This window comes from Streptomyces sp. ME02-8801-2C, from assembly GCF_033793965.1.
In the GTDB taxonomy this organism is placed as follows: Bacteria; Actinomycetota; Actinomycetes; order Streptomycetales; family Streptomycetaceae; genus Streptomyces.
The window spans coordinates 1-19676 of record NZ_JARAXP010000036.1; the positions used below are offsets into that span (position 1 = coordinate 1).

The 19676-nt window shown below is 69.3% G+C and carries 18 protein-coding genes; 14 read left to right on the forward strand and 4 right to left on the reverse strand.

The window, feature by feature from the left end:
• Positions 1-115: 115 nt before the first annotated feature.
• The 8 genes from PV396_RS43665 to PV396_RS43700 all read left to right on the forward strand — a co-directional run bounded on the left by PV396_RS43665 (position 116) and on the right by PV396_RS43700 (position 7892).
• A complete protein-coding gene (locus PV396_RS43665) occupies positions 116-760 on the forward strand; it encodes an HAD family hydrolase (RefSeq protein WP_319213938.1) in 645 nt (214 codons plus the stop codon).
• Between the two features lie 156 nt (positions 761-916).
• Entirely contained in the window at positions 917-2158 is a 1242-nt protein-coding gene (locus tag PV396_RS43670) for an MFS transporter (RefSeq protein WP_319213939.1), read from the forward strand.
• Positions 2109-3284: an acetoin utilization protein AcuC gene (locus PV396_RS43675; RefSeq protein WP_319213940.1), complete on the forward strand. Its 1176-nt coding sequence runs from the start codon at positions 2109-2111 to the stop codon at positions 3282-3284. Before PV396_RS43670 ends, PV396_RS43675 begins: the two co-directional genes overlap by 50 nt.
• A gap of 675 nt (positions 3285-3959) precedes the next feature.
• Complete coding sequence (locus PV396_RS43680; RefSeq protein ID WP_319213963.1) at positions 3960-4775, forward strand: phosphatase; 816 nt, start codon at positions 3960-3962, stop codon at positions 4773-4775.
• Between the two features lie 130 nt (positions 4776-4905).
• Positions 4906-5115 (forward strand): helix-turn-helix domain-containing protein, encoded by a 210-nt coding sequence (locus PV396_RS43685; RefSeq protein WP_093781815.1) that lies wholly within the window; start codon positions 4906-4908, stop codon positions 5113-5115.
• Between the two features lie 173 nt (positions 5116-5288).
• The gene (locus tag PV396_RS43690; protein ID WP_003948845.1) at positions 5289-5387 is read left to right on the forward strand and encodes a 30S ribosomal protein bS22; all 99 of its coding nucleotides are present in this window, start codon (positions 5289-5291) and stop codon (positions 5385-5387) included.
• A 234-nt stretch (positions 5388-5621) separates the two neighbouring features.
• The gene (locus tag PV396_RS43695; RefSeq protein WP_319213941.1) at positions 5622-6728 is read left to right on the forward strand and encodes an NAD-dependent epimerase/dehydratase family protein; all 1107 of its coding nucleotides are present in this window, start codon (positions 5622-5624) and stop codon (positions 6726-6728) included.
• Positions 6729-6776: 48 nt separating this feature from the next.
• A complete protein-coding gene (locus tag PV396_RS43700; RefSeq protein ID WP_319213942.1) occupies positions 6777-7892 on the forward strand; it encodes a lysophospholipid acyltransferase family protein in 1116 nt (371 codons plus the stop codon).
• 84 nt (positions 7893-7976) lie between these two features.
• Here PV396_RS43700 and PV396_RS43705 read toward each other — a convergent pair whose 3' ends face one another.
• The 3 genes from PV396_RS43705 to PV396_RS43715 all read right to left on the reverse strand — a co-directional run bounded on the left by PV396_RS43705 (position 7977) and on the right by PV396_RS43715 (position 12221).
• The gene (locus PV396_RS43705; RefSeq protein WP_319213943.1) at positions 7977-9311 is read right to left on the reverse strand and encodes a DUF5667 domain-containing protein; all 1335 of its coding nucleotides are present in this window, start codon (positions 9309-9311) and stop codon (positions 7977-7979) included.
• A 399-nt stretch (positions 9312-9710) separates the two neighbouring features.
• The gene (locus PV396_RS43710) at positions 9711-10481 is read right to left on the reverse strand and encodes an ECF subfamily RNA polymerase sigma factor, BldN family (protein ID WP_319213944.1); all 771 of its coding nucleotides are present in this window, start codon (positions 10479-10481) and stop codon (positions 9711-9713) included.
• A gap of 795 nt (positions 10482-11276) precedes the next feature.
• A complete protein-coding gene (locus PV396_RS43715; RefSeq protein ID WP_319213945.1) occupies positions 11277-12221 on the reverse strand; it encodes an HAD-IB family hydrolase in 945 nt (314 codons plus the stop codon).
• Between the two features lie 149 nt (positions 12222-12370).
• On the opposite strand from PV396_RS43715, the gene PV396_RS43720 reads away from it, so the two are divergent.
• From PV396_RS43720 to hemB, 6 genes are all read left to right on the forward strand, one after another.
• Positions 12371-12646, forward strand: coding sequence for a glutaredoxin family protein (locus PV396_RS43720; protein ID WP_319213946.1), 276 nt, complete (start codon positions 12371-12373; stop codon positions 12644-12646).
• Between the two features lie 345 nt (positions 12647-12991).
• The gene (locus PV396_RS43725; RefSeq protein ID WP_319213947.1) at positions 12992-13837 is read left to right on the forward strand and encodes a redox-sensing transcriptional repressor Rex; all 846 of its coding nucleotides are present in this window, start codon (positions 12992-12994) and stop codon (positions 13835-13837) included.
• On the forward strand, positions 13834-15621 hold the full coding sequence (locus PV396_RS43730) for a glutamyl-tRNA reductase (RefSeq protein WP_319213948.1): 1788 nt from the start codon (positions 13834-13836) through the stop codon (positions 15619-15621). Before PV396_RS43725 ends, PV396_RS43730 begins: the two co-directional genes overlap by 4 nt.
• Positions 15618-16610: a hydroxymethylbilane synthase gene (hemC, locus tag PV396_RS43735; RefSeq protein ID WP_319213949.1), complete on the forward strand. Its 993-nt coding sequence runs from the start codon at positions 15618-15620 to the stop codon at positions 16608-16610. Before PV396_RS43730 ends, hemC begins: the two co-directional genes overlap by 4 nt.
• On the forward strand, positions 16607-18313 hold the full coding sequence (locus PV396_RS43740; protein ID WP_319213950.1) for a uroporphyrinogen-III synthase: 1707 nt from the start codon (positions 16607-16609) through the stop codon (positions 18311-18313). The genes hemC and PV396_RS43740 overlap by 4 nt, the downstream gene beginning before the upstream one ends.
• 175 nt (positions 18314-18488) lie before the next feature.
• Entirely contained in the window at positions 18489-19478 is a 990-nt protein-coding gene (gene hemB / locus PV396_RS43745; RefSeq protein ID WP_319213951.1) for a porphobilinogen synthase, read from the forward strand.
• On the opposite strand, the gene PV396_RS43750 is transcribed toward hemB, so the two are convergent.
• Positions 19445-19669, reverse strand: a complete 225-nt coding sequence (locus PV396_RS43750; protein WP_319213952.1) for a hypothetical protein — start codon at positions 19667-19669, stop codon at positions 19445-19447. The two genes, hemB and PV396_RS43750, sit on opposite strands and share 34 nt — an antisense overlap.
• Between the last annotated feature and the right edge of the window lie 7 nt (positions 19670-19676).

Consider the following 19676-nt stretch of genomic DNA (forward strand, 5'->3'; position numbering starts at 1 on the left):
AGCGCCGATGGTACTGCAGGGGGGACCCTGTGGGAGAGTAGGACACCGCCGAACAAATATTGGGAAAACCCCCGCACTTTCAAGTGCGGGGGTTTTCTGCGTTTAGGGTCCAGTTATGCGCTATGACCTAGTCATTTTTGACAACGACGGTGTTCTCGTCGACAGTGAGTCGATCTCCAACACGCTGTTGGCCGCCTACCTCACTGAACTCGGGCATCCGACCTCGTATGAGGACTCCCTTCGCGACTACATGGGGTCCGCCATGCACCGCGTGCACGATCTGGTGGAGGAGCGGAGTGGGCGGCGGTTGCCCGGCGACTTCGACGACGTCTTTCACGCGCGGGTGTTCGCTGCCTTCGAGCGGGAGTTGAAGCCGGTGGCCGGTGTGGTCGACGTACTGGAGAAGCTGGCCGCTGACGGAGTGCCGTACTGCGTGGCTTCCTCCGGGAGCCATGAGCGGATTCGGGTGGGGCACCGGACCACGGGGCTTGCGAGGTGGTTCGACGGTGGGCGCGTTTTCAGTGCGGAGGATGTGGGGCGGGGGAAGCCGGCGCCCGATCTGTTTTTTCATGCGGCGGAGCGGATGGGGGTACCGGCCGAGCGGTGTGTGGTGGTGGAGGACAGTCCGCTGGGGGTGCGGGCCGCTGTCGCGGCCCGGATGGACGTCCTCGGGTTCACCGCCATGACTCCTGCCGAGCGGCTGGTCGGGGCGACTCGGCTCTTCGGCAGCATGGGCGAGTTGGCTGAACTGCTTGCTTGAGGGCAGGGCGGCAGGGCCGAATTGTGTACTGAGCGTGCCTTGGTTGTCACTCAAGGTGCCGAAGAGGTGCGGGCCTCGGGGTTGCGGCAAAGGTGAGCAGAATTCATCTTCCTTATCGTCTACCCACGAGTAAGCCGGGGCCTTACGCTCGCGGCCATGACAGATGTGCTGCGGCGCGGCAGAGCCTCGCTGGCATTCAGCTTCTTTGCTCAGGGTGCCGCCTTCGCGCTGCTCGTGACGCGGATTCCGGCCATCCAGGACCGGTACGGGATCTCCGACGCGCTGCTGCCCCTCTTCCTCGCCGCCGTGCCGGTGCTGGCAGGGGTCGGTAGCGTCTGCGCCGAGCAGTTGGTCAAGCGGGTGCCGCCCAGTGTCGTACTGAGGTGGTCGCAGCCCGTCGTACTCCTGGCGCTGCTCGGTGTCGGTGCCGGGGATCATGTGGCCGAGGTCGCGGTGGCGCTGGGCGCGTTCGGGCTGGCCGTCGGGGGGCTGGACGCCTCGATGAACATGCTCGGGGTGAGTCTGCAGCGGGCGTACGGGCGGAGCATCATGCTCGGGTTCCATGCGGCGTTCAGCCTCGGTGGGATCGTCGGGGCCTCGCTGGCGTGGGCAGGGGCGCACTGGCATCTCGCTCTGTTCGTGTCCTATCTGCCTGTGGTGGCTGTGCTGTTGCCGGCCGCGGCGATCGGTAGTCGGTGGTACGTCGACGCGAAGGGTGAGGCCGACTCCGGGGGTGGTGTGTCGGGTGACGCGGCAGCTGGGGAGGGGGCCGGGTCCAGCGCTCTCGTCTTCCGGATGTTGTTGCCGCTGTGTCTGGTCATGACGTTCGCCTACATCGGGGACTCGACCGTCTCCAACTGGAGTGCGAAGTATTTGCAGGACGTGCTCGGGAGTTCGGAGCAGCTCGCCACCGTTCCGTACAACGTATACATGGTGACCACGCTCGTCGGGCGGGCCATCGGGGACATCGGGGTGCGCAGGTTCGGTGCTGTGGCTGTCGTGCGGGCGGGGGCGCTGGTGGCGGCGCTCGGGTTCGGGGTGGTGGCCGTGGCGCCCGGGGCGTGGGTCGGGATGCTCGGGTTCACGCTGCTGGGGCTCGGGTTGTGTGTGATCGTGCCGCAGACCTTCGCCGCTGCCGGGCGGTTGTTCCCCGGGGCCTCCGATGCCGCCGTCGCGCGCCTCAACATCTTCAACTATGTGGGCTTTTTGATTGGTTCTCCCCTTGTGGGGGCTTTGGGTGATCTGTGGAACTACCGTGGGGCGATGCTCGTTCCGATGGTGTTGGTTCTGGTGACCTTGAAGTACGCGGGGTCGTTCGATCCGGGACGCGCCGGATACGGTGACGAGCATGAGCGGCCGCGCACAGCTGATGTGGGACGAAGCAGTAACGGGCTATGACTTCGGTCCGGATCACCCGATGGATCCGGTCCGGCTCGCCCTGACCCGGCGCCTGGTCGACGCCTTCGGGCTCGACAAGGACGTGGACGTGGTCTCGGCCAAGCCTGCCGGGGAGTCGACGTTGCGGCTGGTGCACCGGGAGGACTACATCGAGGCGGTGAAGGCCGCGTCCGTCGATCCGGAGGCCGCCGACGCGGCGTACGGGCTGGGGACCGCCGACGATCCGGCCTTCGCCGGGATGCACGAGGTGTCCGCGTTGATCGCCGGGCAGTCGGTGGGGGCCGCCGAGGCCGTGTGGCGCGGGGAGGCGCTGCACGCCGTCAACTTCGCGGGCGGACTGCATCACGCGATGCCCGGGGGCGCGTCCGGGTTCTGCATCTACAACGACGCGTCGTTGGCCATCGCCCGGCTGCTGGAGCTGGGGGCCGAGCGGGTCGCCTATGTGGATGTGGACGTGCATCACGGGGACGGTGTCCAGGCCGCGTTCTGGGAGGACCCCCGGGTTCTGACGATCTCGCTGCACGAGCATCCGCGCACCCTGTTCCCGCAGACCGGGTGGCCCGAGGAGACGGGGGCGCAGGGTCCCGCCGAGGGCAGCGCCGTCAATGTGGCCTTGCCGGCCGGGACCGGGGACGCCGGATGGCTGCGGGCCTTCCACGCGGTCGTGCCCGAGCTGATCGCCGACTTCCGGCCGCAGGTGCTGGTCACCCAGCACGGGGCCGACACCCACTTCGAGGATCCGCTCGCGCATCTCGCCGTGTCGTTGGACGCGCAGCGGGCGGTGCAGGTCGCCTGTCACGAACTCGCGCACGAGTACGCGGACGGGAAGTGGATCGCCCTGGGCGGGGGCGGATACGCGGTGGTGGAGGTCGTACCGCGTTCCTGGACGCACCTGGTGGCGATCGCGGCGGGGCGGGCTGTCGAACCCACGGCGGTGATCCCGGAGAGCTGGCGGCAGGAAGTGTTCGCGCGTACGCGGCAGTTGGCGCCGGCGAGGATGACGGACGGGCGGTGGCCGGTGGCCTACGCGGACTGGGAGTCGGGGTACGACCCGGCGGACCGGTTGGACCAGGCGGTCATCGCGGCGCGCAAGGCCGTCTTTCCGCTGCGGGGGTTGCTGGCGTAGGTGACGTGCGTTGTGGTGGGTGGTGCGGTGGGGCGACACCGGTGGTCCCGAGCGTGGGCTCGGGCCCCGGTTCCGGTGTCGGTCCCTGTGCGGGTTCCGCGCCGACGGCAGTCGCAGGCGTCAGTTGCAGACGCCCACGCCGGCCCCCTCGACATCGCCGACCACGCCGGACCACTGCACGCATTGACGCCCTCACCTGCCCGAGGGCAGGTGATTCCGGTCCGTACTGCTTCGCCGTACCACCGCGGGTTCCTGTTTCACGGGCCTCTGCCGACCGGTGAGGGTCGGTCTCACGTGGCCTCCGCAGGCCTGACTTCCCGCCCGTCCGGCGGTAGGTCGGACAACTCCGTTGTCCGACAAGGCGATTCTAGCCATGCCGCTGCGACCCTCCGGGCCGTTATGGGCAGGATGCCCTTCACCTCCACCCTGAAGGGTGGAGCACTGGGCAAGTGTTCGGTAGTCACGGGACGGGTAGTACACCGGGGCCGCGTACGTGAAGTAGTCGTCGGCGTCGGACATCGGGGTGGTCTCGTGGCCGGCGAGCATGTTGAGCTCGATGCCCATGTGGATGCGGGGCCCGTGAGGCCTGAGTGCGGGCAGCGTTGTTACGCCAACTGGGGGATGTTTCCCGCATTTTGGGCATCCGGGGTGGGTGACTGGGTCACCATCGTTGACGTGTTGAGTGCCGGCGCCCTCCGTGCCCATCTCCTGGCCGCCCGTCTCGCGGGTCCCGTGACCACCTCGCGGGAGGAGAGTCTGCGGAGTTATCGGCTGTTCGCCGCCCGGGACCCCCGGGTGCTGATCGGACTCGATCCCGAGTGGACCTGGCGGCAGCGGGATCTGATCGGGTTGATGGCCGACAGGTGTGGGGTTTCGGCCGATCCGCAGTGCACGTCCGGATGTGATGTGATCGATCCGGAGCGGACGCTCGTGGCTCTCGACGCCTTTGCTGAGCGACTCTCCGCAGCCGTCCGGCACCGGGTTCCGGTACTCCTGGGCACCGGTCACCCGCACCGACTGCTCGGCTTCTACGTCGCTCTTGCGGACGCTTTGTCGGCGGCGGGATGTGATGTCCTCACCCCGGCGCAGGGTAGCTCTGTCGACATAACGACCCGGTTCGGCCTACGCACGTACAACCTTGATTACGTACGGGGAGTCGCGCTCGTACGGGAGCCGCATCCTCGGGCCACCGGGCGTGAGCCCGGCGCACACACGCACTCGCCGCTCCCGGTTCGGACCGTTCTGAACGCCGTCGCCGAGGCCGGCGGAACGCTCCCGGAGTTGGTGATCGGGGACCACGGCTGGGTCTGCGGCGCAGGTCAACTGGGGTTCGAGGCCATCGGGTTGGCTGATACGGACGATCCCGCGCTCTTTGTCGGAGAGGCGGAGGGGCGCGTGTCCGTCGTCGTGCCACTTGATGATGCTGTTCGGTCCGCTTACTACCGGCCGATTACCCGCTACGTACTCAATCGAGCGTGTCTGTCACAGTAGGCCGCCGATGGGTGCACCTCTTCCCCACTCGCATCACCCGCCCCTACATTGGGGAGTGAGCACGCAACGACGAAGAGTCACCGGAAGGGGAAGCCGGTGGCCAGTCGAGTGCGGAAGGTTCAGGTGTGTCATGGCTGCAGGCGAGAGGCCTCTGAACGAGGTTCAGTTCCTTACCGTGGCGGAAGTCGCCTCGGTGATGCGAGTGTCGAAGATGACCGTGTACCGGTTGGTGCACAGCGGTCATCTGCCCGCGATCCGGGTAGGACGGTCGTTCCGCGTCCCGGAACAAGCGGTTCACGAGTACCTTCGCGAGAGCTATGTGGGGGTGGAGACAGCCTGACGGCGGTCGAGGGGGTATGGGCAGGGGCCCTCAGGGCATCACGGGTCCCGTCTGATCTCCTCGGTTGACCTCGATTACGACCTCAGCGCTCGGACGGGTAGGCTGGCCCCTTGTAGGTCGTATGGGCCCATGGCGCCCAACGCCGAGTGATGAGAAGTGAGCGAGGGTTAGTCGTGGGCTCTGTTATCAAGAAGCGGCGCAAGCGGATGGCGAAGAAGAAGCACCGCAAGCTGCTGAAGCGCACGCGCGTTCAGCGTCGCAACAAGAAGTAGTCGGTCCGATCGCGAGATCGGGATCGCTGCTTCCGCGCGACGCCGCGAAAGCGCGAGCGAGAGCGTGAAGGCTGTGGCCCCCCACCGGTTTTCGGTGGGGGGCCACAGTCGTATTAGCTTGTGCGTACGTACGGAGTGCCGTGACTTCATGCTTCGGGCGGTCATCACAGCGCAACAACAACCCGCTAGGTTGGGCTCCACACGGGAAACACGGCTGGAAGGAAGGCACTGATCTTGGGCAAGGTCGTGCTTGTGACCGGGGTGGCCCGTCAACTGGGGGGCCGGTTCGTACGGCGGATCCAGCGTGACCCCCAGGTGGAGCGGGTCATCGCCGTGGACGCCATTCCGCCCGAGCACCATCTGGGCGGCGCCGACTTCATCCAGGCCGACATCCGGCAGCCCACCATCGCGCGGGTGCTCGCCGAGACGAACGCCGACACGGTCGTCCACCTTGACGTGACGGGCATAGCGCTGGGCAGCGGGAGCCGGGTCACGGTCAAGGAGACCAACGTCATCGGCACCATGCAGTTGCTGGGTGCCTGCCAGAAGTCGCCCGCCGTGAAACGGCTGGTCGTGAAGTCCAGTACGAACGTGTACGGGTCCGCGCCCCGGGATCCGGCGGTCTTCACCGAGACGACCTCGCCCAAGTCGCTGCCCAGCGGCGGCTTCGCGAAGGACGCGGTGGAGGTCGAGGGCTATGTACGGGGGTTCGCGCGGCGCCGGCCCGACGTCGCCGTGGCCGTGCTGCGCTTCGCCAACATCCTGGGGCCGACCGCGGACTCGCCGCTCGCCCAGTACTTCGGGATGCCGGTCCTGCCGACGGTGTTCGGCTACGACCCCCGGCTGCAGTTCGTGCACGAGGACGACGTGATCGAGGTCCTGCGCATCGCCTCGCACGAGCCGGAACGCGGCACGCTCAACAGCGGCACGTTCAACATCGCCGGCGACGGGGTGCTGCTGCTGTCGCAGTGCTCGCGACGGCTCGGCCGTCCCACCGTTCCGTTGCTGCTGCCCGCCGTCACCTGGACCGGGTCGCTGGTGCGTACGCTGGGAATGACGGACTTCTCGCCCGAGCAGATCCGGTTGCTCACGCACGGCCGGGTCGTGGCGACGAACCAGATGCGCGAGACGCTGGGCTACCAGCCGAAGTTCACGACCGCCGAGACCTTCGAGGACTTCGCGCGCGTCCGTGGCCCCGGCCTGCTGCCGCCGGCCGCTCTCGCCGGGGTCGTCGACCGGATCGCCGCGCTGCCCTTCGTACCCTTCGCGGGCAGTGGCGGCACCCCGGGCACGACAGGCGGGACGGGCACGACGAGCGGGACAGCCGCGAAAGCGACCTGACGGACACAGCCCACCGACGCAGAGCGCCAACCGAGGAGCGCATCAACGATGGCGGATGCCAAGGTCATTCCGTTCGACGACGACAGGTCCCGCGCGGGCGCCGCCGCGCGGCCGTCGCGCCGCCGGAGCGCGGGGAGCGGCCGGCGCAAGGGCGAACCCGCGGTGGTTCACGAGGTCCAGCCCCTGCCGGGAAGGGCCCGGCCGCAGGATGATGTTCAGGTGACACGAGAGCAACAGCCGCCGCAGGAGTCCCAGCAGCCCCAGGAGTCCGAGGGCCGGTCCGGGCGTCCTGCCCTGTCGTCCGCCGCGGACGGCGGCGCTGTCGGCGGCCTGGAACGGCGTATCGCGGGCGGGTTGTCCTTCCTGCGGCGTCGGCTCACCGGGGACTACGAGGTCGACGACTTCGGCTACGACGCCGAGCTCACCGACCAGGTCCTGATGTCGCTGGTCCGCCCGCTGTACGAGAAGTACTTCCGGGTCGAGGTCAAGGGCATCGAGAACATCCCGGCCGAGGGCGGCGCCCTGATCGTCGCCAACCACTCCGGGACGCTGCCGCTGGACGGCCTGATGATGCAGGTCGGCGTGCACGACAACCATCCGGCGGGCCGGCATCTGCGGCTGCTCGCGGCAGACCTGGTCTTCATGCTCCCGGTGGTCAACGAGCTGGCCCGCAAGGCCGGTCACACCCTGGCCTGCGCGGAGGACGCGGAACGGCTCCTGGAGCGCGGCGAACTGGTCGGTGTGATGCCGGAGGGCTTCAAGGGCATCGGCAAGCCGTTCAGCGAGCGCTACAAGCTGCAGCGTTTCGGGCGCGGCGGCTTCGTGTCGACGGCGCTGCGGCAGGGTGCGCCGATCATCCCGTGCTCGATCGTGGGGGCGGAGGAGATCTACCCGATGATCGGCAACGCCAAGACGCTGGCCCGGGTGCTCGGCTTCCCGTACTTCCCGATCACGCCGACGTTCCCGTGGCTGGGCCCGCTGGGCGCGATCCCGCTGCCCACGAAGTGGACGATCCAGTTCGGCGAGCCGATCCGTACGGACGGCTATCCGCCGGAGGCGGCCGAGGACCCGATGCTGATGTTCAACCTGACGGACCAGGTCAGGGAGCAGATCCAGCACACCCTTTACAAGCTGCTGGTGCAGCGGCGGTCTGTTTTCTTCTGAGCTGCGAAAAACGAGTACGGCGTACGTGGTCGGGGGCGCCCTTCATGGCGAAGGGCGCCCCCGACTGTCGTACCGCGGGCTGCTCTAGCTCGCGTCCTCGCCGTCGATGCCCAGGCCGGGCAGCAGGCCCGGGAGGAGCGGTGGGAGGGTGACGTCCGGTTCGGCGGCGTTCGACGGGGTGGTCGTCGACGGGGATGCCGTGCCGCTGTTCTGGGGCGGGTCGAGGAGGCCGCCGGTGTTGCCGCCGAGCAGGCCGTCGCTGCTGGTGCCCGAGGCGGACGGCTTGGGGTTGCCACTGTTGGACTCGCGCCCGCCGACCGCGTGGCCCCCGGTGTCGCTGGGTGCGGCCGACCGGTCGGAACCGGACGAGCTCGTGCCCGACGCCGGTCCGGAGCTCTGCCGCTCACCTCCGCCACCACCGTGTCCGGTGCCGCCCGAGCTGCTCTTGGAGGAGGGCGGCTTCGGAAGCATGGACTGGAGCGGGGCGACCTCTTCGTCTATGGCGTCGAAGACCGACGACACCTCCTGGCTCACGTCCCCGAGCTGCACCGGGAGGCGTTCGCGCAGGGCGCCCCAGGCCTCCCGGTGGGAGCGGGAGAACGCGTCCAGCGCCTGGATGGGGCCCAGGGAGTCGGGGTCGTGCCGGTACGCCTCGTGCAGCAGGCGGTGTCCCTCGGACGCGTCGTGCCGCATCCCGGAGAGAGCGCGGCGGATCTCGCCGAGCGACTCGTGGTCGAGCTGGCCGGCGCGGTCGCGCTCCATCAGCCGACGGGCCTCACTGAGCCGTGTCGAGGCCTGGTCGAGATAGACCTGGCCTCGTTCGTTGTCGCCGTCGGTCAGGTAGTTGAGCTTGACGTCCTCGATGCCGCGCTTGAGGCCGTAGAGCGAGTCACCCGGCAGGGCGTCGGAGCTGGCAGCGGCGACACCGCCGAAGGCTCCCGCCGCCACGCCCACGCTGAGACCGCCGGCGGCGAGTCCCTTCGTCAGCCGTGTACGGGGTCGCAACTTCCCCAGCCCGCTCGCCCTGTGGCTGCCCTTCGCCCGGGAGCGCTGCTCGGGCACCGTAGGGTTCGCCGCCCCGCCTCCCGGCACAGTGCCGTCCCGCAGCATGGCCTCCATCGCGGCCACCAACTGGGCCCGGTGGACCACCTTGACCGCGGGGTCGAGCACCGGCTTCGGTAGTTCGCCGAGGCCGGTCGCGAGGGCCACGAGGCGGCCCGGTTCGGTCCGTTCCGCCCGGGGATCCGCCTGGTGGTCCGCCCGGTGGTCGGCCTGTTCCGCGGCAGCCGGGGCCGACTCCGGGTCAGGGTCCGGTGCCGGTCCTTCGGGCTGCTCGGCCGCCGAGTCCCGGTCGGACAGCTCCTCCAGGGCCTGGGCGAAGGCGTTCGCCCGCCGGTGCGCCGAAACGTTCGCGATCACTGGCGGCACCTCCTCTCGTCATGACGGTCGGCTCCCCAGGGGGTCCTGAGGGTTGCACAACCCCGAACACCTCCACTCGATCGGATGATCGAAGACGGTCGGGGAGTGACCACAGGGAGCCTGTATCCCGCACAACGAGTGGCACGGCACTTGGGTTACGGACGGCGGATGATCGGACCGCGAACTCAACGGACTTTCACCGAAGGTGAGTTGGCGGTCGCTGAGTGTGCGGATTCGGGGCGGGTGGAAGCTGGGTGGGCGCAGCCCGGTTGGGCGGACGCCGGGTGGGTGGAGTCCGCGAGGGGTGGAGTCGGCGAGGGGTGTTCGCGAGGCAGGGTGAGGAGTCGTGCGGGGTGAGGCGTGCTGCGGGGTCCGTGCGTGGAGTACCTCGTGCGGTACTCAGCGGGCGTCTTCCGGGAGGAGCCGGGCGAGGGTACGGACGGCGCGGTACTGGAGGGTCTTGATTGCGCCCTCGTTCTTGCCCATCACGCGCGCGGTCTCGGCGACGGACAGCCCCTGGAGGAAGCGCAGCGTCACGCACTCCTGCTGCTGGGGGTTGAGGCGTCGTACGGCGTCGAGGAGAGCCGCGTTCGAGAGGGACTCCAGGACGGAGTCCTCCGGTGAGCGCTCGACCTCGTTGGCGTCCAGCATCTCGCCGGTGGTCACTTCGAGCCGGAAACGGCTGGACTTGAAGTGGTCGGCGACGAGGTTGCGGGCGATGGTGACGAGCCACGCGCCGAAGTCGCGGCCCTGCCAGGTGAAGGTTCCGATGCGGCGCAGGGCGCGCAGGAACGTCTCGCTCGTCAGGTCCTCGGCGGTGGCCTTTCCGCCCACCCGGTAGTAGATGTACCGGTACACAGTGTCGCTGTACTGGTCGTAAAGGCGGCCGAAGGCGTCGGCCTCGCCGGCCTGTGCTCGCTCGACAAGGTCCATCATGCGGGCGCTGTCACTGTCCGCGGCGGGGCGGCGAGTGGTGGCGGCGCCGGCGGCGCGCCCTCGTCTGCCGACCGCGGCGGTGCCGTCGGCCAGCGCGTAGCACGGGCCGAGTGGTGCGGCGGTGGCGAATGCGGGGGCGGCGTACGCGGTGGGGACGAAGCCGCGCAACAGGTCTAGGACCGTTGCGCGCAGCGTAGCCAGGCCCGAGGCGTCAACCCCGACGTGTGGGTACACGGGACTCCCAGAGGCAGAGCTTCCATCACGTGCAGTGCGGGACCGTTCACCCGTCGTGGCGACGGAGGGGTACCGGTTTGCGTCTGAGGAGAATAACGCTTCGTGCAGGCACTGCTACACCCGGTTGCTCAAATCATCGATTACGTCGCTTCTGTTACGTATTGGTGCCCGTTGAAGTGCCGCAGTGTGACTGGTTGTTGATCGATTCAGGGCGGGTTGAGGTCTGGTCGGGGCGTGTTGTGGCTGGGTGGGGGATGGGGGGCTGGTGGAGGGGGGTACGGGGGTGCGGTGGGCGAAAGGTTGTTTCTTTCGCCCCCGCCGCCCCTACCCGTCCCATCCTGTCCCTGGGGGCTGCGCCCCCAGGCCCCCGCTTCGGCCCTGAACGGGCCTTGTCCTCAAACGCCGGACGGGCTGGAAATGCGGGCCGGCGCTGAAGAGGTGCCCTGAGGCTGTTGAGAGGGGTGCGGGTCCGGGCTGTAAGGGGAGATGCGGGCCGGGGCTGTGAAGGGGTGCCGCGCCCAGGGCTGAAAGGGAGGCGCTGGTCGGGGTTGTTGAGGGAGCTGCTGCGGCCGGGGCTGTGAGGAAAGGTGCGGGCCGGGGGCGTGAAGGGACGCCGCGCCCGGGGTTGTAAAGGGCGATGCGGGCTGGGGTTGTAAAGGGAGATGCGGGCCGGGGGCGTGAAGGGAGGTGCGGGCCGGGGGCGTGCAGGGAGATGCGGGCCGGGGCGTGCAGGGAGGTGCGGGCCGGGGGTGTGAAGGGAGGTGTCGCGGTCGGGGCTCTCGAGGGGGAGTGGGCTCAGCGGCGGCGGCGGTGTAGGGCGATTGCTGCTGCTGTGCCGCCTGCTACCGCTCCTACTCCTGCTGCTGCCGGGATGCCTACCTTTGCCGCCTTGCGGCCTGTGCGGTAGTCCCTCAGACGCCAGTCCAGTTGGCGGGCGTGTTTGCGGAGTTTGGCGTCCGGGTTGATCGCGTAGGGGTGGCCCACCAGGGACAGCATCGGGATGTCGTTGTGCGAGTCGCTGTACGCCGCGCAGCGGGGGAGGACCAGGCCTTCGGCCGCCGCCAGGGCTCGTACGGCCTCTGCTTTCGCCGGGCCGTGCAGGGGCTCGCCCACCAACTTGCCCGTGTATACGCCGTCGACCGACTCCGCGACCGTGCCCAGGGCGCCCGTCAGGCCCAGGCGGCGGGCGATGACGGTGGCGATCTCGACGGGGGCCGCCGTCACCAGCCACACCTTCTGGCCCGCGTCCAGGTGTGCCTGGGCCAGTGCGCGCGTGCCCGGCCAGATGCGTTCGGCCATGTACTCGTCGTAGATCTCCTCGCCGATCGACATCAGTTCGGCGACGCGGTGGCCCTTGACGATGGAGAGGGCGGAGTCCCGGGCGTCCTGCATGTGCTCGGGGTCCTCGATGCCGGCCAGCCTGAACCACGCCTGCTGCCAGGCGAACCGGTAGAGATCGCGGGTCTCGAAGAACTTCCGCTTGTACAGGCCCCGCCCGAAGTGGAAGATCGCGGCGCCTTGCATCACGGTGTTGTCGAGATCGAAGAAAGCGGCGGCCTTGTCGTCCCCGAGGACGGGGAACGCCGGTTCCTCCCCGGTGCCCGGGGGAACCGGCGCATGCGTCAGTTCCTCCAGCTCCTGGGAGGATTTGCGCGCTGCCTCCGCCGAGGCCTCGCCTGCCAACACGCTTCGCGCCGTGGCGGAGCGCCTACGGGGAGTGAGCCATCCGAGAGCGGCCATGACGTGAGCATAGCCAGTTTGTTCGGTGCTTCCGGAGTCGCGAGGTTCGAAGGTTGTGAACTCTCCGGAACGGTGCGGTTAAAGAAGCGGATCGGACCCTTCCCGCCACGGGTCCGGAGGCTGCCCGGGGCGCGCGGGACAATGGGCGTATGAGTCCCTTGTTCCGGCGCGTCGACCGCCGTGATCCCCAGTCTCGGCTCGTCACGTTGATCCGGAAGCCCGGTTGTCATTTGTGTGATGACGCACAGGTGGTTGTCGAGAAGGTGTGCGCGGATCTTGGGGTGCCGTGGGAACAGAAGGACATCACCCAGGACGAAGAACTCAACCGTGAGTACTGGGAACAGATCCCTGTCGTGCTCATCGACGGTGCCCAGCACACCTTCTGGCGCGTCGACGAAGAACGTCTTCGCAAAGCCCTCACATAGATTCCCGATCGATTACCGAGTGGTCGAGTTCTGACCAAGTGCCGAACGAGCAGTCCAAGTGGTCCGGAAAGTCGCTTAGGATCGAGGGCGGTTCAGATCTCGGGGGCGGGATTCATGAGGAGTGTGTCGGTTTTGCCCCCGAACGGTGCCTGTGACGGCGAGGAGCGGCGGCGCTCGTGCGCCGGTTCCATACGCGTGTGCCGGGGGTGCGTGACCCCGGTCACGTTGGGCGGGCAAATCGGACACCATCTTTGTGCACGCGTTCACAAAGACATAGCCTGCTTTCGACGGGGCGGTCCGGGGACGTGTGACCGCCTGAAGCCCCGCGCTACCCGCAGGAGCACCGTGGCAACTGGCCGAACTCACCGAACGGCGACCCGCAGCCGAGGGATTCCCGAGGCCACCGTCGCCAGGCTTCCGCTGTACCTCCGTGCGCTGACCGGACTGTCGGAGCGCTCGGTACCCACGGTTTCCTCCGAGGAACTGGCCGCCGCCGCGGGAGTCAACTCCGCGAAGCTGCGCAAGGACTTCTCTTACCTGGGTTCTTACGGAACGCGCGGTGTCGGCTACGACGTCGAGTATCTCGTTTACCAGATCTCCCGTGAGCTCGGCCTCACCCAGGACTGGCCGGTAGTGATCGTCGGCATCGGTAATCTCGGCGCCGCCCTCGCGAACTACGGCGGCTTCGCCTCCCGTGGATTCAGGGTGGCCGCGCTCATCGACGCCGATCCCGCCATGTCGGGAAAGCCGGTCGCCGGTATTCCGGTGCAGCACTCGGACGATCTGGAAAGGATCATCGCGGACAACGGTGTGTCCATTGGCGTTATCGCCACGCCCGCCGGTGCCGCTCAGCCCGTGTGTGACCGGCTCGTCGCCGCGGGGGTCACGTCCATTCTGAACTTCGCGCCCACCGTGCTGACCGTTCCGGACGGTGTCGACGTACGCAAGGTCGATCTCTCCATCGAGTTGCAGATCCTCGCTTTCCACGAGCAGCGCAAGGCCGGCGAGGAGGCCGACGCCGCGGCTGCCGCCGCCGATGCCGCAGCGGTCGCGGCCGACGCCGCGCGGGTCTCGGTCAAGGAGCAGGGTCGTACCGGCAGCAGCAATGGCAAGGTCGGCGGCAGCAGTGGTGCTGGTGCCGGTGAGGGCAATGGGCCTGACGGGGACGTTCCCGCCGTGATGCCGGCATGAGTCTTCTCGTCGTCGGGCTGAGCCACCGCAGTGCTCCGGTCAGCGTCCTCGAGCGGGCCGCGCTGTCCCAGGACGCGCAGATCAAGTTGCTTCAGGACACCGTCGCCGCCGAACCCGCCTCCGAGGCGGCGCTGCTCGCCACCTGCAACCGCATCGAGCTGTACGCGGACGTCGACAAGTTCCACGCGGGTGTCGCCGAGCTGTCCACGCTGCTCGCGCAGCACAGCGGGGTCGGGCTGGACGAGCTCACTCCCTATCTGTACGTGCACTACGAGGACCGGGCCGTCCACCATCTGTTCTCCGTCGCCTGCGGGCTCGACTCCATGGTCGTCGGCGAGGGCCAGGTCCTCGGGCAGATCAAGGACTCGCTCGCCCTCGCGCAGGAGCTCCACTCGGCCGGGCGGCTGCTGAACGACCTGTTCCAGCAGGGGCTGCGGGTCGGCAAGCGCGCCCACTCCGAGACCGGCATTGACCGGGCCGGACAGTCCCTGGTCACCTTCGGGCTCCAGGAGCTGGCGGGGGGAAGAGGTGCCGGGGTTGCGGTTGAATCCTGGGCCGCGGGCAAGAAAGCCCTGGTCATTGGTGCCGGGTCGATGTCCTCGCTGGCCGCTGCCACCCTCGCGCGGATCGGCGTCGCCGAGATCGTCGTCGCCAACCGCACACCGGATCGTGCCGAGCGGCTCGCGCAGATCATCAACGAGAACAGCGAGAGCAGCGAGAACGGGGAGAACAGCGAGGGCGGGGCGGGCTCCGTGTTCGCCCGTGCTGTTCCTATGGAATCGGTGCCTTTCGAGCTGACACGTGCCGAAATAGCCGTTTCCTGTACCGGCGCGACCGGGCTCGTCCTCACCGCCGCGACCATCGCGGCGGCCGTCGAGGGCCGGGTGCCGGCGGACGAGGCCGGGCTGCCGCCTCGTACCACCGCGAAGGGTGACATACGGGCCGTCCTGCCGCCCACCAGCATCGGTACGGAGGACGGCTGTCCGCTCGACCTGACCGCCGCCCCGGCCGGGCAGGCCGTGCAGGAGTCGGCCGGGTTCTCCGTGATGGGCGAGGCCGCCGTCGCCGGGATGGACGCGGCGACCCTGGAGCAGCACGCGGCCTGGGTGGACAACGGCACCGCCGACCGCCGGGAAGCCGGTCGACGTACGCCGGACGACGACCGTGAGCTGATCGCCGCGCTCGCCCTGACCGCGGCCACCCTCGGACGGATTCCCGAGCGCCGGCGCCCCGAGGTGGTCGTCGGTGTGCCGCGGCCCGCTCCCGTGCTCTCGCTGCTCGACCTCGCGATGCCCCGGGACGTCGACGCCGCCGCGCACCGGCTGCCCGGCGTACGGCTGGTGGACATCGAGTCGCTGGCCGAGGCCTCGGCGGACGCTCCGATGGCGGCCGACGTCGACCAGGTCCGGCGGATCGTCGCCGACGAGGTCGCCGCCTTCGGGGCCGCCCTGCGGGCCGCGCACATCACACCCACCGTCGTGGCGCTGCGCGCCATGGCCGCCGATGTGGTCGCCGGTGAGATCGCCCGGCTCGACGGTCGGCTGCCCGGCCTCGACGAGAAGCACCGCGCCGAGATCACCCAGACCGTGCGGCGCGTCGTCGACAAACTGCTGCACGCGCCGACCGTACGGGTCAAGCAGCTCGCGGCCGAGCCCGGCGGCGCCGGGTACGCGGACGCGCTGCGCACCCTGTTCGACCTCGACCAGGAGACGGTCGCCTCCGTGTCCCGGGCGGACAACGCGGACAACGAAGACGGCCACGCCGAGAACCGAGGGCGAGCATGAGTGAGCCAGCACGAGGGCCAGCACCAGGGGCGCTGAGACTTGGGACCCGGCGGAGTCAACTCGCCCTGGCCCAGTCCGGGCAGGTCGCGGACGCCGTGCGGCGGCTGACCGGGCGGCCCGTCGAGCTGGTCGAGATCACCACGTACGGCGATGTGTCCCGTGAGGACCTCGCCCAGATCGGCGGCACGGGCGTCTTCGTGACCGCCCTGCGCGACGCGTTGCTGCGCGGGGAGGTCGACTTCGCGGTGCACTCGCTGAAGGACCTGCCGACCGCGCAGCCCGACGACCTGGTGCTGGCCGCCGTACCGGAGCGCGAGGATCCGCGTGACGTGCTCGTGGCCCGCGACGACCTGAAGTTCACCGACCTGCCGCCCGGCGCGCGGGTGGGGACGGGGTCGACGCGGCGCACCGCCCAGCTGAACGCGTACGCGCGTGCCCATGGGCTGAGCGTCGAGGTCGTACCGGTCCGGGGGAACGTCGACACCCGGATCGGGTTCGTGAGACGTGGTGAGCTGGATGCCGTTGTCCTGGCCGCGGCCGGGCTCAACCGGATCGGGCGCGCCGACGAAGTGACCGACTTCCTGTCGGTCGACATGGTTCTGCCTGCCCCTGGCCAAGGGGCCCTGGCGATCGAGTGCAGAGCGGGGAACACCTCCCACGACTCCGACCTCATCGCGGCACTCGGCGCGCTCGACGACCCGGACACCCGGGTCGCCGTGACCGCCGAACGGTCACTGCTCGCCGCCCTGGAGGCCGGTTGCAGCGCCCCTGTGGGCGCGCTGGCCGACCTTCTGGCCGACGGGCAGATTGTCAAGGAGATGCGCCTGCGCGGCGTCGTCGGCACGACCGACGGCTCGACGCTGGTGCAGCTGTCCACCACCGGTCCCGTGCCCGAGACGTACGACCAAGCAATGGCGCTCGGCCGTGAACTCGCAGCCGAGATGCTTGCCAAGGGCGCGGCCGGTCTGATGGGGGAGCGAGCACAGTGAGCCCCACCACCCTTCCCGCCGGTCCGGACCATGGGCACGTCACCTTTCTGGGTGCCGGACCCGGGGATCCGGGACTACTGACTCTGCGCGCCGTCGAGGCGCTGGCGAACGCGGACGTACTGGTCGCCGAGCACGAGGTGCTCGACGTCGTACGCACGCACGCCAGACAAGGCGTTGCCGAGCTCGACACCGAATTGGACACGCCTATTGGCAGCACGCATCCAGGCACAGGCACGCCTCAACTAACGGTGGTTGACGGCGCGTCAACGACCGTTGGTGTACCCGCTGTGCGGGATGCCGCACATCTTGTCATGGAGGCCGCGCGGGGCGGCAGGCGGGTCGTCCGTGCGGTGTCCGGGGATCCCGGGCTCGACACGTACGCCGCCGGAGAGATGCTGGCGTGCGCCCGCGCGGGCGTCCCGTTCGAGGTGGTACCGGGCGTCGCGGCCGCCGTGGGCGTGCCCGCGTACGCCGGTGTGCCGCTGCGGGACGCGCAGGGCGCGGACGTCCGTTTCGTGGACGCCCGCACCGCGTCCGACCGGTGCTGGACCGAGGTCGGGGCCTCGGACGGGACGGTCGTCGTCTCGGCGACCCTGGACTCCGTCGCCGCGGCGGCGGGCGAGCTGGTCGCGGCCGGGCGCAAGCCCGACACCCCGCTGACCGTGACGATCGCCGGGACCACGACGCGCCAGCGGACCTGGACGGCGACGCTGGGGACCATCGCCCAGACGTTCAAGCAGGGCAAGGTGCTGCCGTCGCCCGACGGTGGCCGGCCGGTGATAGCCGTGGTCGGCGAGCGGTCCGCGCCCGCTCAGCGCGAGCAGTTGTCGTGGTTCGAGAGCAAGCCGCTGTTCGGGTGGCGGGTGCTGGTGCCGCGTACGAAGGAGCAGGCGGCGTCGCTCTCCGACCAGCTGCGGTCCTATGGGGCCGTGCCGCACGAGGTGCCGACGATCGCCGTCGAGCCGCCGCGCACGCCCCAGCAGATGGAGCGGGCCGTCAAGGGGCTCGTTACCGGGCGGTATGAGTGGATCGCTTTCACCTCGGTGAACGCGGTGAAGGCTGTTCGGGAGAAGTTCGAGGAGTACGGGCTCGATGCCCGTGCCTTTGCCGGGATCAAGGTCGCGGCGGTTGGGGAGCAGACAGCCAAGGCGTTGGTCGCCTTTGGTGTGAAGCCCGATCTGGTGCCCAGTGGGGAGCAGTCGGCTGCCGGGTTGCTGGAGGACTGGCCTCCCTACGATCCGGTCTTCGATCCGATCGACCGTGTTTTCCTGCCTCGGGCCGATATCGCCACGGAGACGCTGGTCGCCGGGCTGATCGAGCTGGGCTGGGAGGTCGACGACGTCACCGCCTACCGGACCGTGCGGGCGTCGCCGCCGCCGCAGGAGACGCGGGAGGCGATCAAGGGGGGTGGCTTCGACGCCGTTCTCTTCACGTCGTCGTCCACTGTGCGCAACCTGGTGGGGATCGCGGGCAAGCCGCACAACGTGACGGTGATCGCTTGTATCGGGCCGGCCACGGCCAAGACCGCTGAGGAGCATGGGCTGCGGGTCGATGTCATGGCTCCGGAGCCGTCTGTGCACAAGTTGGCGGAGGCGTTGGCGGACTTCGGGCTGCGGCGGAGGGCTTCCGCTGTGGAGTCCGGGGATCCGGTTACTCGGCCCAGTGAGCGGCGGCCGGGGGCTCGGCGGAGGCGGACGACGTAGGTGCCGGTGGGGGGTGGTGGGGTGTTTTCGCCCCCGCCGCCCCTACTACCCGTCCCATGCCTGGGGGGTGCCGCCCCCAGACCCCCGCCACGGCCCTGAACGGGCCTCGTCCTCAAACGCCGGACGGGCTGAGGGGGCGGCCCGGCGCTGGGAAAGTTGGGCGTAGCGTGGGGGCATGTCGAAGTACGGATCCTTTCCCGGTGCGCGGCCTCGGCGGCTGCGTACCTCGCCTGTCATGCGGCGGATGGTCGCCGAGACCCGGCTGCATCCCGCCGACTTCATCCTTCCCGCCTTTGTGCGGGAAGGGGTGAGCGAGCCCGTGCCGATCACGGCCATGCCGGGGGTGGTCCAGCACACCCGGGACAGTCTGAAGAAGGCCGCCGTGGACGCCGTCGAGGCCGGGGTCTCCGGGATCATGCTCTTCGGGGTGCCTGAGGAGAGCAAGAAGGACGGGCTCGGGACTCCCGGAACCGATCCGGACGGGATTCTGCAGGTCGCCATCCGCGATGTGCGGGCCGAGGTGGGGGACGAGCTGCTCGTCATGTCCGACCTGTGTCTCGACGAGACCACCGATCACGGGCACTGCGGGGTTCTCGATGCGGAGGGGCGCGTCGACAACGACGCCACCCTGGAGCGGTACGCCGAGATGGCCCAGGTACAGGCCGACGCCGGGGCCCATGTGGTGGGGCCCAGCGGGATGATGGACGGGCAGATCGGGGTCGTCCGGGATGCCCTTGACCAGATCGGGCGGGAAGACGTCGCGATCCTCGCATATACCGCCAAGTACTCCTCCGCCTTCTACGGGCCCTTCCGGGAAGCCGTCGGTTCCTCGCTGAAGGGGGACCGCAAGACGTACCAGCAGGACCCCGCCAATGTCCGGGAGTCCCTGAGGGAGCTTGCGCTCGACCTCGAGGAGGGCGCCGACATCGTCATGGTGAAGCCCGCCGGGCCCTACCTCGACATCCTCGCCCGCGTCGCCGACGCCGTGGACGTACCCGTCGCCGCCTATCAGATCTCCGGGGAGTACTCGATGATCGAGGCCGCTGCGGAGAAGGGCTGGGTCGACCGGGAGCGGGCCATCCTCGAGACCCTGACCGGCATCAAACGCGCCGGCGCGCAGAACATCCTCACCTACTGGGCCACCGAGGCCGCCCGCATGCTGTGAGCCCGCTCAGGTGCGGGTGTGTGCGGTGCGTGCGGTGCGTGCTGCTGTGTCAGGGGGGACTCGGCCGACGACGATGACGGGCCCTCGTCCCGTACGCCCTCGCCGTCCTCGCACGCCGTGAGGGTGGTGAGCGCGACGAGCGCGACCGCCGTGGCGGCGAACAGGCGCGTACGGGAGGTGCGTACGGACATGGAGGTG